This window comes from Paenarthrobacter sp. AMU7 (assembly GCF_041200195.1).
GTDB lineage: Bacteria > Actinomycetota > Actinomycetes > Actinomycetales > Micrococcaceae > Arthrobacter.
In genome coordinates, this window is the sequence record NZ_CP165735.1 from 3,852,868 (window position 1) to 3,866,514 (window position 13,647).

Sequence of the window (13,647 nt, forward strand, 5' to 3'; positions counted from 1 at the left end):
GTGGCGCTGAAAGTGGGTCAGGAAGGTACGCCCACGACGCGTGCCCGGGCGGCGGCATGGCTTGCCCGGATTTCCTCAGCGGTGCGGCCCTGCTCCCGATGCGCCACTTCCTGCTTCAGCTGTGGAATGACGTGCTGCCCGAACTCAAGGGCATCAGGAACGAAGTCATAACCGCGGAGGCCGAAGATCTCGAATCCGAGGTCGTGGTAGTCCAGGATCGCCTGGGTGACAGTGTCGTAGGAGCCAACCAACGCCGTCGCGCTTCCTCCCCCGCCACCTGCCGCTTTGGCGAGGGCCGTCCACAGCGCGCGGTCGTGGAGGTCCCCGCGCTCGGCCGCGGCGAGGAGTCGCTGGGTGCCGGCGGCCTCGGGCTTCTGGTTGTAATGCCGGACAGGATCAATCACCTCGCCGGCCGACCGCCGCGCCTCGAAGGTACTCAGGATGGCGTGCGCCTTCTCCCACGCCAACTCGTCCGTTGCCGCCACGATGGGTCGGAAGGCAATTTGCCAGCGCAATGGTTCAACCCGTCCCAAGGCAGCGGCCCGCGCAAGGATCTGCTCCTGTTGCGATGCGGCATCGGCAAGGGGTTCGCCGAACAGTGCGTAGATGTCAGCCTCTGCAGCGCCCACCTCCCACGCCGCCTCGGAGGACCCACCGAAGGAAATGCCTGGACGCTTGCCGGCAAAGGGCCCCAAGCCAGAGGCAAAGTTTTCAAATCGGTAATGCTCGCTGTCCCAGCTGAACGAATCTCCCGACCACGCCCGGCGCACAATCTGGATGTACTCCTGCGTTCGGCCATAGCGCGCATCCTTGGCAAGGAAGTCGCCTTCGCGGGCCTGATCCGCCTGGCTGCCGCCGGTGATGAAGTGCACGGTCAACCGGCCTTGCGCAATGTGGTCCAATGTCAGGAAGGATCGCGCTGCGAACGTCGGGTGGGAAACGTTGGGGCGGTGCGCCAAACGAAGCTGGATCCGTTCAGTATTCGCTGCAACCCATGCCGCGTGGACTGAGGGATCCTGCGTGGTGGAGTTGTACGCGAACAGGACGTGGTCCCAATTGTTGTCCTCGTGGATCCTGGCGATCCGGGCCGCGTACTGGGGGTCGAAGAACGGCGTGGTGGCAGGCGACGTCTCCGTGGAGTCGTTGCCGGCACCCATGCCGAGAAATTCGATAGGCATTGTTGTTCTCCTGGGGGAAGAGTCAGCGGCGGAGGATGCGCTGGGCGAGGAAATTGCCCAGTAACTGCGCGGCCTGGACCATGACGATGATGATCAGGACAGTCACGAGCGTGACCTCCCAGTTGAACTGCTGGTAGCCGTACATGATGGCGAAGTTGCCCAAGCCACCGCCGCCGATGTACCCGGCCATGGCGGACATATCCACGATGGCGATGATCATGAACGTGTAGCCCAGGATCAGCGGCGCCAGCGACTCGGGAATCACCACGGACCACAGGATGTGCAAGCGGCTGTCACCAATGGCCCGGGCAGCTTCCACAACACCGGGATCGGAGGCCACCAGGTTCTGCTCCACCACACGTCCGATCACCACACCGGCCATCAGCGCCATGGGCAGGATTGCCGCCGTTGTGCCGATGGTCGTTCCCATGACGATCAGCGTCAGCGGGGCGATGGCCGTGATGAAGATGATGAACGGGATGGGCCGGATGATGTTGACCAGGAAGTTCAGGACCGAGAACACCGCCTTGTTGGCGAACAGGTTTCCCGGCCTGGTGGCGTAGAGCGTGACACCCAGAGCGAGCCCGGCAATGCCGCTGAGCAGCACGGTGATGACCACCATGTAGATGGTCTGTTGGAAGGATTCGCCCAGGACGGGCAGGAGGGTTGTCCAGTCGGTCATGGCTATTCTCCGGCGTTCACGGGGACAGGCAGGTGCGGTACGGCACTGTCTGCGGAGGCCGTCTTTTGCTCGACGGCGGCCGTTTGGCGTTCGACGGCGGTGATCTCGCCTAAGTCGGCGAGCGCGGCGTCAATCGATGCGTCGCTTCCGGTGAGTTCGTACGTCAGTGTCCCGAGGATCTTGTTCTGGATTTCGGTGACTCCGCCGAAGACGACGCTGGAGCCGACACCGTGCCGTTCGAAGGTGGACGCCACCAAAGGTGTGGGCGCAGCCTCGGAGATGCCGATGGAGACGAGCCGGCCCGGATGCGCGGCAGCAAGCCGGGTGACCGTATCTGGTTCCGGTGTGCCGTGCACAGCCGTGGAGACGAAGCGCTGGGTGGAGTCGCTCTGGGGATCGGCGAACACGGAGTACGTCGGCCCGGCTTCCACCACGCGGCCAGATTCCATCATCACCACGGTGTCGCAGATTTCGCGCACGACGTGCATTTCGTGAGTGATCACCACAACGGTGGTTCCGAGTTCCTTGTTGATGCGCCGGAGCAGGCGCAGGACGTCGCGGGTGGTCTCCGGGTCCAGGGCGCTGGTGGCTTCATCGGCGAGCAAAATGTCCGGGGCGTTCGCCAGCGCACGGGCGATGCCCACGCGCTGCTGCTGCCCGCCGGAGAGTCGCCGCGGGTAGGAACCGGCTTTATCTGCGATGCCCACGAACTCCAAGAGTTCGTCCACGCGCGGCTTGATCTTCTCTTTGGGCCAACCAGCCACTTTGAGCGGGTAGGCCACGTTTCCGGAGACAGTGCGGGACTTCAGGAGGTTGAACTGCTGGAAGATCATGCCGATGCCGGCGCGGACCTTGCGCAGCTGGCCTTCGGGAAGCGAGGAAATGTCCTGGCCCTTGACGAACACCTGACCTTCAGTGGGTCGCTCCAGGCCGTTGAGCAGGCGCACCAACGTGGATTTTCCGGCACCGGAGTAGCCAACAATTCCAACCACGGTTCCTTCTTCGATGTCCAGGCTGACGTTGTCGACGGCGCGCACTGGTTCCGTGCGCTGGCCGCGGTTGCTTCCTTGGACCGGGAACAGTTTGCTGACGCCGCGCAGCGAAACGATCGCGCTCACCGGAGCCTCCTTTTGGGGTTGTTTGGGTCCCCATTCCAACAGCGCCACAGCGCTCGCATCGAACCCAATGACCCCCTGTGACCTGCGGTTTCTTTCCTTGACGATGCGCGTCGGAGTGTTGCGAAGGCGTTCGATTCCCACGGGGCCAACTGCCTAGCGTGAGGCAGGGGGAACACCCCGTACCTTCCATTCGCATCAAGACCCTTTGTACGGAGAAGCATCATGAAGAACCGCTTGTTAGTTGCCGCCGTCGGCCTGGTTGCCGCCCTATCGCTATCGGCTTGCGGGGGTGCGTCAAGTGGTTCGTCAACCAGCGCCAACACCAAGGTGGTCATCGGTGTGGACGACGGTGCCGAGGAGCACTGGACCCTCCTGAAGAACAAGCTGAAGGATCAGGGCATCGACCTTGAGGTCAAGAACTTCACCGATGGTGCCCAGATCAACACCGCCACCCAGCAGGGTCAGGTGGACATCAACCTGTTCCAGCACCTGAAGTACCTGTCCCAGTTCAACGTCAACAGCAACGGCACCCTGGTTCCTGTTGGCGCGACGGCCGTGTACCCGCTGGCGTTGTACTCGGAGAAGTTCAAATCCGTGGAGGAACTGCCGGCCGATGCCGAGGTTGCCATCCCCAACAACCCCACCAACCAGGCGCGCGCCCTGCTGAACCTGCAGACCGCAGGACTTCTCCAGCTCAAGGATGGCGGCAACTCGCTGTCCACACCCGCAGAGATCACCTCGAGCAAGATCAAGGTTGTCCCGGTGGACAGCAACCAGACGGTGAACGCGCTCAAGGGAACCACGGATGCCGCAGTCGTCAACAACACGCAGGCCCAGAAAGGCGGACTGGGCGACGAGAAGATCATCTTCAAGGAAGACCTGAATTCGGAATCCCTGGCGCCTTACATCAACGGCTTCGTGGTGAAGGCTGACCGCAAGGACGATCCCACGTGGAAGAAGATCGTCGACGCCTATCACACGCCCGAAGTTGAGGCTTCGGTGACCAAGCTCAACGACGGCAACCTTCAGTTCAAGGCTGACTGGACAGCGGCCAAGCTGCAGGAAGTCCTGACCGCTGAAGAAGAGGCCATCAAGAAGACCAAGTAGCACGCGAGGGGCGGCGGCCCTGCGTCACAGAGCGCCGCCGTCCCTCAACCATTTCCTGACTCCGAACAGCACTGAACAGGCCCATGAACCAGATACTCACCCGTGAACGCCAGCAGATCCACTTCTTCGCCTACCTGGTGGGCACCGGCATCCACTTGGCTTCATGGCGCCACGAAACAGCGTTCCCGAAGGCCAGCATTGACTTTGAACACCAGGTGCGGCTGGCAAGGGTCGCTGAGGACGCCAAGTTCGATGCGATCTTCCTGGGCGACTCCCTGGCGATCGACGAGACGTCCAACCCGGGTATCCTCAACAGGTTCGACCCCATCGGCCTGGTCACGGCCCTTGGCGCGGTCACCAACAGGATCGGCCTCATCGCCACGTCCTCCACGTCTTATGACGAGCCCTACAACTTTGCCCGAGCAGCTCTCACCGCGGACCACATCAGTGGTGGCCGCGTCGGTTGGAACATCGTCACCACCCGGGACCTGACCAACAGCACGGCAGGTAATTTCAGCGCCGATGAGCACTTCGACCACAGCCTGCGGTACCGCCGCGCCGAAGAGTTCGTCGAGGTCACCCAGGGCCTGTGGAATTCCTGGGACCAGGACGCTTTCCTTTACGACAAGGAGGCCGGCAGGTTCTTCGACCGCCACAAACTCAGCCGGCTGGACTACAAGGGCGAGTTCTTCACAGTTGCCGGTCCGCTCAACATCGGGCCCTCCCCACAGCACTCCCCCTTGTTGGCGCAGGCGGGCACCTCGGTTCCGGGGCAGCAGTTGGGGGCACGATTCGCCAACGCCTTGTTTGCCAGCCACGCGGACATTCCCCAGGCGAGAAAATACAGGGACTCGGTCCGTGCCCAGGCAGAGGCATTCGGACGGAATCCAGACGAACTCTACGTCTACCAAGCCATCTCGCCCGTTGTTGCGGAGACCCGCGAGGAAGCCGTGGAACACATCCGCGAGCTGGACAGCCTCATCACCGATCAGCACGTCCTGGACTTCCTGCAGGAATACTTCGCGGGTCAACTCGACTTCACCGGGCTGGGAGCGGACGCCACGGTAGCCCAGTCCGGCATTCCCACCATCGCGCGGCCGCGGACCGATTTCCGCTCCGCCGGGGAACAGATCCATGGACGTGAGGACGAGGTCACGCTCAAGGACCTCTACTCAATACTCACCGGCGACAAACGAAACCACGACTTCATCGGCACCCCGCAGCACGTGGCCGATTCCTTGGAGCGCTGGCACGCCGAAGGCGCCGCCGACGGGTTCAACCTGATGTTCTCCCTCCTCCCCCAGGACTTGGAGCGCTTCACCTCCGGCGTCATCCCGTTGCTGCAGGAGCGCGGACTGGCCCGCACTGAATACACGGGGACCACGCTGAAATCGCACCTCGGACTCGATCCACAGCCGAAAGGACAATCATGACCACCACGCAGACCGTCGCCGCCGACACGTATGTGATCCGCGAGGCGCTTCCGGAAGAGTACGACGCCGTGGGGCGGCTGACGTACGAAGGGTTCGGTCATCATCTCCCAGGCGCGCATCAGCCCGACGAAGAGCGCCTCGGCCTTTTGCTGGATGCTGCGGCCAGGGCCCGCGAAGGTGTGCTGCTGGTTGCGGCAGACGAAGAAACCGGGCGCCTGGTGGGTACTGCCAGCCTCCTGACCTTTGGCTCATACCTCAGCCGGCAGGCAGAAGAAGGCGAGGTGGAACTCAGGTTGCTGGCTGTGCTCCCTGAGGCCCGCCGTACGGGTCTTGGCCAAAAACTCCTCGACGAATCCGCCCGCCTCGCCGCATCCCGTGGTGCCGGGCGCGTGGTGCTGGACACCGCCGTCGACAATGAGACGTCTCAGCGCCTCTACCGGCGCCTGGGCTACGTCCGCCGGCCGGAACGCGAGAAGGAGCGGCCTGCGCCGAAGGTGCAGCTGGTGGTCTACACCCTGGATTTGCCGCCGGCCTAAGGGATCAGTGGAGTCTCCAGTGAAGGGGGTACCAGTGGGGACTCCCTCTGCGGCGGTGGCCGGAATAGCGTTGTCTGTATGACCAGGGACGCTGCACGCCAGTTCCTGCTGTCCCGGACTGGCGGTCCCAGGGCACCGTCGCTTGGCGGGCTTCCGCCACTCAAGGACACCTCCACCACGAAGGACTGATCATGCACACCAGAACACTCGGCCAGGGCCTGAAGGTCTCCGCACTGGGACTAGGGGCCATGGGCATGTCCCAGAGCTACGGTCCCAACCCCGGCAGCAGGGACGCGATGGTCGCCGTGCTGCGCTCGGCCGTCGACGAAGGGGTCACCTTCTTCGACACCGCAGAGGCCTACGGGCCCTACGTCAACGAGGAACTGGTTGGTGAGGCTCTGGAGCCGATCCGCGACCAAGTCGTCATCGCCACCAAGTTCGGTTGGGACATTCGCGACGGCAAGAGCGTCGGCCTCGACAGCCGGCCAGACCAGATTCGCCGCGTCGCAGAGGAATCTCTAAAGCGGCTGCGTACCGATGTGATCGACCTGTTCTACCAGCACCGGGTTGACCCCGCCGTGCCGATCGAGGACGTCGCCGGCACGATCAGCGAACTCATCGCCGAGGGCAAGGTCAAGCACTTCGGCCTCTCGGAGGCCTCCGCGGACACCATCCGTCGTGCTCACGCCGTGCACCCAGTCACTGCTGTCCAGAGCGAATATTCGCTCTGGACGCGCGACCCCGAGGCCGAGGTGCTGCCTGTCCTTGCCGAGCTCGGCATCGGGTTCGTACCGTTCAGCCCGCTGGGCAAGGGGTTCCTCACCGGCACCGTGGACACCTCCACCAGCTTCACCGAGGGGGACATCCGCTCCCGGGTCCCGCGTTTCGAGGCAGGGAATCTCGCGGCCAACCAGGCACTCGTTGACCACGTGAAGACGCTCGCAGCGGCGAAGGGGGCGACGCCCGGGCAGATTGCCCTGGCCTGGCTGCTGATGCAGCAGCCGTGGATCGTGCCGATCCCGGGCACCCGCCGCACCGAGCGCATCCAGGAAAACGTGGCCGCAACGCAGGTCGCGCTTTCCGCCGATGAGCGCGCCGACCTCGACGCGATCGTCCGGAGCATCGGCGTCCACGGTGATCGGTACAACGCCCAGCACATGGGCTACGTCAACGGCTGACCAGGGCGGCAGCGGGTTGGACCGCTGGTGGGAGCTCACTGTCAACGCCGGTTACACAGGGTAATCAAAAACGTGTAATCGGTCACACTTGGTCGGATTCGCTTGTCAACCGTGGTGGGCAACATGAACCATGAATGAGGGAATTCGTTCCCATACAAGCTGAATCAGCAATCCTCACCGACGAGGATGCGGCCCCGGGCGAAGAGGCTTGGGGCTGATACCGGCCTGAGTGAAAGTACTGACAATGACGACACATACTGACTCCATCACGCTGAAAATCTGGGACAAGTCGGCCATCGACCACACCATCGATGCCGCCGTCCAGTCCCTCTCACACCGGGCAGCTGCAGAAAACTGCGGAATCGCAGTCACCCTGAGCGGACCCAAAACCTTCACCGTGAGCCTGAGCCGCTAAGCAGCTCACAGCAAAAGCAAGAGGACGACGCCGGTACTTGCCGGCGTCGTCCTCTTGCGTTTAAGGGCCCCTCCGGAAGCATCCAAAAACGTACAAGTGGTCCTCGAATCCGCTTCGTGACGGCGTTCCTGAACTCCTGAGCAAACCTTGATATTTCCTTGACGCTTTCCCTGCGCATTTCTTGCGTTGGCGTTGGAACTCTAAGTGAGTCAACGCTTCAACGCACGAACGGAGGGATCACAATGCTCACGGAAATCACGGACTACACGGCCGACGCAGACTCACCGGCAACGGCCGCCGCACCCCGCGGGTCCCACCGCGCGGCCGGTGGTGTGGTCACCGTCCTGGTGCCGGCACACAACGAATCCGCCGGCATCACCGAGACCCTCACCTCGTTGAACAACCAGTCCCTCCGCCCGGACCGCATCATTGTGGTGGCGGACAACTGCACCGACGACACCGAGGCTCTCGCGCTTGCCCAGGGCGTCGAGGTGCTGCGGACCGTCGGCAACAAGGACAAGAAGGCCGGAGCCCTGAACTTCGCCCTCAGCGAGCTTCTTCCCGAGGCCGACCCCGAGGACTTGATCCTGGTTCAGGATGCGGACTCCCAGCTCGCCCTCGACTTCATTGAAAACGCCACCAAGAACCTGTTGGCCGACGAACTGCTTGGCGCAGTGGGCGGAGTGTTCAGCGGCGGTCCCGGCGGCGGTTTCGTCGGACACCTGCAGCGCAACGAGTACGCCCGCTATGCCCGCGACGTGAAGCGCCTCCACGGCAAGTGCCTGGTGGTTACCGGAACGGCAGCCCTGTTCCGGGTCAAGACGCTGCGCGACGTGGTCTCAGCCCGGCTGGAAGGCACACTTCCTCCGGGCAACGGCAAGGGCGGCGTCTATGACACCTCGGTTCTGACCGAGGACAACGAACTCTCCTTTGCACTGTTGACCCTCGGCTACCGCATCGCATCTCCTTCCAACTGCACTCTGGTCACCGAGGTCATGCCCACATGGCGTGAACTCTGGGCACAGCGGCTTCGCTGGAAGCGCGGCGCAGTTGAGAACTGTGTGCAGTACGGGTGGACCAAAATCACCAGGCCGTACTGGGGACGCCAATTCCTGTCCATGATCGGTGTGATGGTGACACTGGCCTACTTCAGCTCCATCATCTTCGCCTTCATCACCGGAGCGGGCCTGAACCTCCACCCCTTCTGGATAGCTGTTACCGCAATCTTCGTCCTGGAGCGCATCGTAACCCTGCGTTTCCGGGGCTGGAGGTACATGTTGCTGGCCGCAACCATGTACGAAACCGTCATAGATATGTTCCTCCAGGCCGTTCACGCCAAGGCGTACCTGGATGCAGCACTCAACAGAAAGAAAGTTTGGTAATCGACTCATGTACAACAATCCAGCAGCCCCCCTCGCAGGAGCCACCGCAGCCGGAATGGGCTCAGGAGCACTCGCAGTGACCGGAGCGGGCGATCTCTTCTGGTTCGCACTGGCTGCTTTCGCCATGCTGGCACTCGGCCTCGCCGTCAAGAGGATCGTCCCCGTCAAGGCGCAGAAGAACTAACCAGGCCTGGCAGTCCCGCAGTTGTGTCGCTTACCCCCCAGCGCGACACAACTGCGGGTTTGTCATTTAAATCGCCCCTGATTGTGTAGCTCGGAGATGAGGTGACCGGAGCCGAAACCGCCGAGAACTTGGCCACCGTGGTGTAGCCGGCCTTGGTGCCGGTGACCCTGACCCTCATGGTGTCCGCCTGGTCAGCGCTTACCAGGGTGTAGGTCTTGGCGGTGGCACCGGTGATCGCAATACCCGAGCGGTACCACTGGTACGTCAGCGTGGTTCCGGACGTCCAGGTTCCTGGGTTTGCTGTCAGTGTGGAGCCCACGCTCAGCGTCCCGGTGATGATTGGTGTGGGTGCCACCAGAGTCCCCGCAACCACTGTGGCTGTGGGCGCTGATTCCATGGTGGTCGTTGCGTACCCGGACTTGGTTCCTGTGACCCTCACTGTCAGTTTGGTACCTTGGTCGGCAGCCGCAAGAACACGGGTGGCAGTCGTCGCACCGGAGATCGCCGCACCGTTCCTGTACCACTGATACGCCAGGGCGGTTCCCGTGGTCCAGCTTCCTGGGTTGGCTGTCAGCGTGGAGCCCACAGCTGCCGTGCCGGACACTGTTGGCGCAGGAGCCGTCAACGGAATCCCCGGCACGAAGGAGAAATCACGGATAGTGACCGTTTCAGGACCGACATGGGCAGCATCGCCGCCTCCGCCCCCGGTCACCCACAGGTTGAAGTGGATTTGTTCTTTGGCCGGAAGCGGAACCGTGGATCCTTGCAGGATGGTCTTTTTCAGCAGCGTTCCGCTGTAGCCTTCCCCAGCGAAGGTCTCAAAGGTCAGCTTGCCTGGTTCCCAGACCATTCGATGGGTGAGGATAGGAGCGTTCGTGACGTCGAAGGTGACGGTGTTGTTGCCCTGGCCTGGAGGCTTCGTTGCATCGAACCAGTACCCGTGACCTTGGGTGACAGGCCAGTCTTCACCGTAGGCAGCCCCGCCACCCCAGGCCGATGCCTCACAGAGGTCGATCTCCGTGTATCCCGGTTCCGCTGCGGGATCGTAGGTGAAGAGACAGCCCCACACCACTTCCTTCTGCAGCGCGCTGACGTCCTTCTCCACCGTGGTGCTGTACGTGCCGTAGCCGAAGCCTTCGCGTGTGGACTGGAATTCCGCGCCCTTCGGAGCGGACCCGGTGGGGTTGGAGATGGAGAGTTTCACGTACCCATCAGCATCAGGATTGCTGACGTTGTTGGCATCCCAGCTTGCGTTGTACATGGGCGCCCCACCCCAAAAACGCTTCTGCCAGTTGAACCCTTTCCAAGCAAAGCTGCCCACCGGTCCAGGGTCCTCAGCCATGGGCGTGGTGTCCGCGGCGTGTGAGGGGCTGATACCCGTGAACAGTGATAAACCTACCGCCATGACGACGGCCAAACCCATTACTTTTCTTCCCCCGGTAGGAAGGAGCCTCATTGACGATGCCATAGCTGTGTCCTCCTGCTGATGCGCCCAGAAACGCCTTCGGCAATTGCCGAAAGCCGCAGTCACGTTCCACCCCCGAGGAACGTGCAACTCCTCGATTATCAATGAGCAGGGACGCTGCCGGAAGCGAATTAGGCATTGAATATGACTGTTTCAACATCAATTGGATAACGGGGGTAAAGCCCCGCAGTACTCTGGACAGATCCTTACCTCATAAGACAGCCCGTTACGCAGCACGTCCTTCAGGAAGACACATGCCTATCCGCAGTGCCGGAATTCTTCTCTACCGAACCGTGAGCAGCGGCGAATTGCAGCTGTGGATCGCCCACATGGGCGGTCCTTTTTGGGCGCGAAAGGATCACCACGCCTGGTCCATTCCCAAAGGCGAATTCCCTGAAGATGAAGACCCTTTGGCAGCTGCGAAACGCGAATTCGCAGAGGAAATAGGCTCACCCCCGCCGGCCGCTGGCTACGAGCTGTTGGGCGTTTTCCGGCAGCCCTCAGGAAAGCTCATCACTGCCTTCACGGCAGAAGCCAATGACTTCCAGCCGGAGCAGATCATCAGCAACACCTTTCTCATGGAGTGGCCCAAGGGGTCGGGTGTCATGAAGGATTTCCCGGAGATCGACGACGCCCGCTGGTTCGAAGAATCCGAGGCCCGGACCAAACTCGTCAAAGGGCAACTGCCTATTGTGGACGCGCTGGTCCGGCACCTTGGCGCTAAAACCCTATAGAGCCGACCACCCGCCGTCGGACGCCAAAATGGCGCCGTTGATATTGGTGCCGTCGTCACTCAGGAGGAACGTGATGGACGCAGCCAGTTGGGCTGCCGTGGCGGGGGTTGGAATCGTCGCCTGCATCAAAGGGCCAAGCCGTTCGGCAGCGAGCTGCGATCCCCAGTTGGCCACAATGTTCGTGATGGTGGGGCCAGGAGCCACGGCGTTAAAGCGCAATCCCTTGGGTCCGTACATCACTGCCGAGTTCTTGGTAAGGCCAACCACGGCGTGCTTGGATGCTGTGTAGGCCGCACCGGCAGCAGAACCACGCAGTCCTGCCTCGGACGCGACATTCACTACCGATCCGGTTCCGGCCTCCAGCATGAGTGGCACCACTGCACGGGTCAGGCGCATGAGAGAGGTGACGTTGATGCGGAAGACCCGTTCCCAGAGATCATCGTCCACCTCATGGATGGGGGCGAAGTTGTCCATGATGCCGGCGACATTGGCCAAAGCATCCACCCGCCCGCCGGCGGCTGCCAGAACCGCGGCCACGGTCTCTTCCGTGGAGATGTCGCCAGCTACGGGCACCAGGTCCAGACCGCTGTTTTCCTCCGCCAGGGCCTCCAGGCGGTCCTTGCTGATGTCGGCCGCAATGACCTTGCCGCCTTCTTTGGCGATGCGCAAAGCGGTGGCTTGGCCAATACCCGAGGCCGCTCCCGTGACAATGATGGTCTTACCGGCGAAACGGCCAGAGGTGATGGCCTCCTGCCATGAAGCGTCGTTGCCCATAATGTCCTTCCGATGGTTGCAGAGTGGTCCACCCCAGCTTATGACACTCTGTGTCATTATGTAAGAGTGAATACTGGAGGGATGATTTCGGAAGATGCCAAACCGGCACGCGCCAGCGGTCGCCCCGCCACCATCGACGCCGACGCCGTGGCCGGACTCGCCTTGGACCTGTTCGCCGAGCACGGGTATGAGAACACCTCCATGGAAGACATCGCCCGCGCTGCCGGTATCGGCCGCAAGAGCCTCTACCGTTACTTCGCCAGCAAGGCGGACCTGGTCTGGGGTGGCACCGAACCCGTGGTCGAAGCGTCAACGCTCGCCTTCGGATCGTTCCACCAGCACGGAAAGCCCGACGGCGATGTGCTGGCCGGGCTGCGTGAGGCGGCGGCCGCCGGGGTCGGGGTCATTCCCGATCTGGCCGTGACCCGCGGACGGCTCCGGTTGATCGCCGAGCATGCCGAACTGACCAGCCGCAGCTACGAGTCCCTGGCACCACAGCGCGAAAGGACGCTCGCCTTCCTTGTGGAGAACGGTCTTTCCGACTCCGCGGCACGCTACTTGAGCGCCGCGTACCTTGCCACCACCTTTGAGGCATGGATGCAATGGGCGGCGGGGTCAGATCCGGATCCGATCCCGTACCTTGTGGCAGCGCTCGAGGTGTTGAGGGTTCCTGCGCGTTAGCTGGCCTTTCGGGCGATGAATTGCCGGATCCAGTCAACCGTCTCCGGGTGATCCAGATGAAGGCCGTGTCCCGCTCCGGGTACACGCACCAGTACCGAGCCGCGAATGTGCTCGCGAAGCAGGAGTGCATTGGGCAAGGGAGTCAACGCATCCCTGGTGCCGTGAAGGATCAGGGTGGGGGCTTGGATGGCGTTGAGACTGCTCCAGGCATCATGCTCACGGCTGGCCCTGAAGTGCCGGGCTTTAGCCCACGCCGATGCGCGGGAATTGAAGAATGTGTGGGTCGCTTCGGGATGTGCGCGGACCCACTCAGCGTCGAAGAAGAGCTCTTCCAATCGGGACATGTCCCCGCTGACCAAGGCTTCCAGGGCAGCCTTTTTCGGCTGGGCGCCGGCATCCGGCCAAATGCCACCGCTCGTGGCTGCGAGGATCAGCGTACGAACTTTCTGCGGGTGATCAATGGCCAGCCATTGGCCAATACGCCCGCCCATCGAGTGGCCGTACACATGTGCTGAATCCGCGCCGGCGGCTTTGAGGACCACAGCAGCATCTTCGGCAAGCAGCCTCGTGGTGTAGCGCTCAGCGTCGCCCTTCCCGCTCCGCCCAATCCCGCGGTGATCGAAGCGGATGACACGGTAAGAGCGGGACAGAAGCTCCGCCGTCGGGCCCCAGCCATCCATGGAGGTTGCCTGTCCGGCGATCAACAGCATTGGCTCGCCTTCGCCTTTTGACGCCCAGGCGAGTTCGGTGCCGTCGGCAGCCTCAGCAAAGTTCACCGTG

The 13,647-nt window shown here is 62.5% G+C and carries 15 protein-coding genes; 9 read left to right on the forward strand and 6 right to left on the reverse strand.

Annotated features, from left to right (window positions below; translation table 11 throughout):
* Positions 1–17 precede the first annotated feature (17 nt).
* The 3 genes from ABQM86_RS17635 to ABQM86_RS17645 are packed head-to-tail and all read right to left on the reverse strand — an operon-like array spanning position 18 to position 2,978.
* Entirely contained in the window at positions 18–1,178 is a 1,161-nt protein-coding gene (locus ABQM86_RS17635; RefSeq protein WP_369745122.1) for an LLM class flavin-dependent oxidoreductase, read from the reverse strand.
* Positions 1,179–1,200: 22 nt separating this feature from the next.
* Positions 1,201–1,860 (reverse strand): methionine ABC transporter permease, encoded by a 660-nt coding sequence (locus ABQM86_RS17640; RefSeq protein WP_369745123.1) that lies wholly within the window; start codon positions 1,858–1,860, stop codon positions 1,201–1,203.
* Between the two features lie 2 nt (positions 1,861–1,862).
* Positions 1,863–2,978, reverse strand: a complete 1,116-nt coding sequence (locus tag ABQM86_RS17645) for a methionine ABC transporter ATP-binding protein (RefSeq protein WP_369745124.1) — start codon at positions 2,976–2,978, stop codon at positions 1,863–1,865.
* Positions 2,979–3,200: 222 nt separating this feature from the next.
* Between ABQM86_RS17645 and ABQM86_RS17650 the strand changes: the two genes are divergently transcribed.
* From ABQM86_RS17650 to ABQM86_RS17680, 7 genes are all read left to right on the forward strand, one after another.
* A complete protein-coding gene (locus ABQM86_RS17650) occupies positions 3,201–4,085 on the forward strand; it encodes a MetQ/NlpA family ABC transporter substrate-binding protein (protein ID WP_369745125.1) in 885 nt (294 codons plus the stop codon).
* 83 nt (positions 4,086–4,168) lie between these two features.
* Positions 4,169–5,518 carry an LLM class flavin-dependent oxidoreductase gene (locus tag ABQM86_RS17655; protein ID WP_369745126.1) on the forward strand — a complete coding sequence of 450 codons (1,350 nt, stop codon included), beginning with the start codon at positions 4,169–4,171 and terminating at the stop codon, positions 5,516–5,518.
* A complete protein-coding gene (locus ABQM86_RS17660) occupies positions 5,515–6,054 on the forward strand; it encodes a GNAT family N-acetyltransferase (protein WP_369745127.1) in 540 nt (179 codons plus the stop codon). Before ABQM86_RS17655 ends, ABQM86_RS17660 begins: the two co-directional genes overlap by 4 nt.
* A 191-nt stretch (positions 6,055–6,245) precedes the next feature.
* On the forward strand, positions 6,246–7,232 hold the full coding sequence (locus ABQM86_RS17665; RefSeq protein WP_280623606.1) for an aldo/keto reductase: 987 nt from the start codon (positions 6,246–6,248) through the stop codon (positions 7,230–7,232).
* A 244-nt stretch (positions 7,233–7,476) separates the two neighbouring features.
* Entirely contained in the window at positions 7,477–7,647 is a 171-nt protein-coding gene (locus ABQM86_RS17670) for a hypothetical protein (RefSeq protein WP_198318270.1), read from the forward strand.
* Positions 7,648–7,889: 242 nt separating this feature from the next.
* Entirely contained in the window at positions 7,890–9,029 is a 1,140-nt protein-coding gene (locus ABQM86_RS17675) for a glycosyltransferase family 2 protein (RefSeq protein ID WP_207594810.1), read from the forward strand.
* A gap of 7 nt (positions 9,030–9,036) precedes the next feature.
* Positions 9,037–9,213: a hypothetical protein gene (locus ABQM86_RS17680; protein WP_207594812.1), complete on the forward strand. Its 177-nt coding sequence runs from the start codon at positions 9,037–9,039 to the stop codon at positions 9,211–9,213.
* Here ABQM86_RS17680 and ABQM86_RS17685 read toward each other — a convergent pair.
* Positions 9,194–10,681, reverse strand: coding sequence for a hypothetical protein (locus ABQM86_RS17685; RefSeq protein ID WP_369745128.1), 1,488 nt, complete (start codon positions 10,679–10,681; stop codon positions 9,194–9,196). The genes ABQM86_RS17680 and ABQM86_RS17685 overlap by 20 nt on opposite strands.
* 251 nt (positions 10,682–10,932) lie before the next feature.
* Here ABQM86_RS17685 and ABQM86_RS17690 point away from each other — a divergent pair, with 251 nt between their 5' ends.
* A complete protein-coding gene (locus ABQM86_RS17690) occupies positions 10,933–11,412 on the forward strand; it encodes an NUDIX domain-containing protein (protein ID WP_369745129.1) in 480 nt (159 codons plus the stop codon).
* Here ABQM86_RS17690 and ABQM86_RS17695 read toward each other — a convergent pair.
* Entirely contained in the window at positions 11,407–12,186 is a 780-nt protein-coding gene (locus tag ABQM86_RS17695; protein ID WP_280628038.1) for an SDR family NAD(P)-dependent oxidoreductase, read from the reverse strand. The two genes, ABQM86_RS17690 and ABQM86_RS17695, sit on opposite strands and share 6 nt — an antisense overlap.
* An 81-nt stretch (positions 12,187–12,267) precedes the next feature.
* On the opposite strand from ABQM86_RS17695, the gene ABQM86_RS17700 reads away from it, so the two are divergent.
* Positions 12,268–12,867 (forward strand): TetR family transcriptional regulator, encoded by a 600-nt coding sequence (locus tag ABQM86_RS17700; RefSeq protein WP_207594818.1) that lies wholly within the window; start codon positions 12,268–12,270, stop codon positions 12,865–12,867.
* Here ABQM86_RS17700 and ABQM86_RS17705 read toward each other — a convergent pair.
* Positions 12,864–13,643 (reverse strand): alpha/beta fold hydrolase, encoded by a 780-nt coding sequence (locus ABQM86_RS17705; protein ID WP_369745130.1) that lies wholly within the window; start codon positions 13,641–13,643, stop codon positions 12,864–12,866. The genes ABQM86_RS17700 and ABQM86_RS17705 overlap by 4 nt on opposite strands.
* Positions 13,644–13,647: the final 4 nt, after the last annotated feature.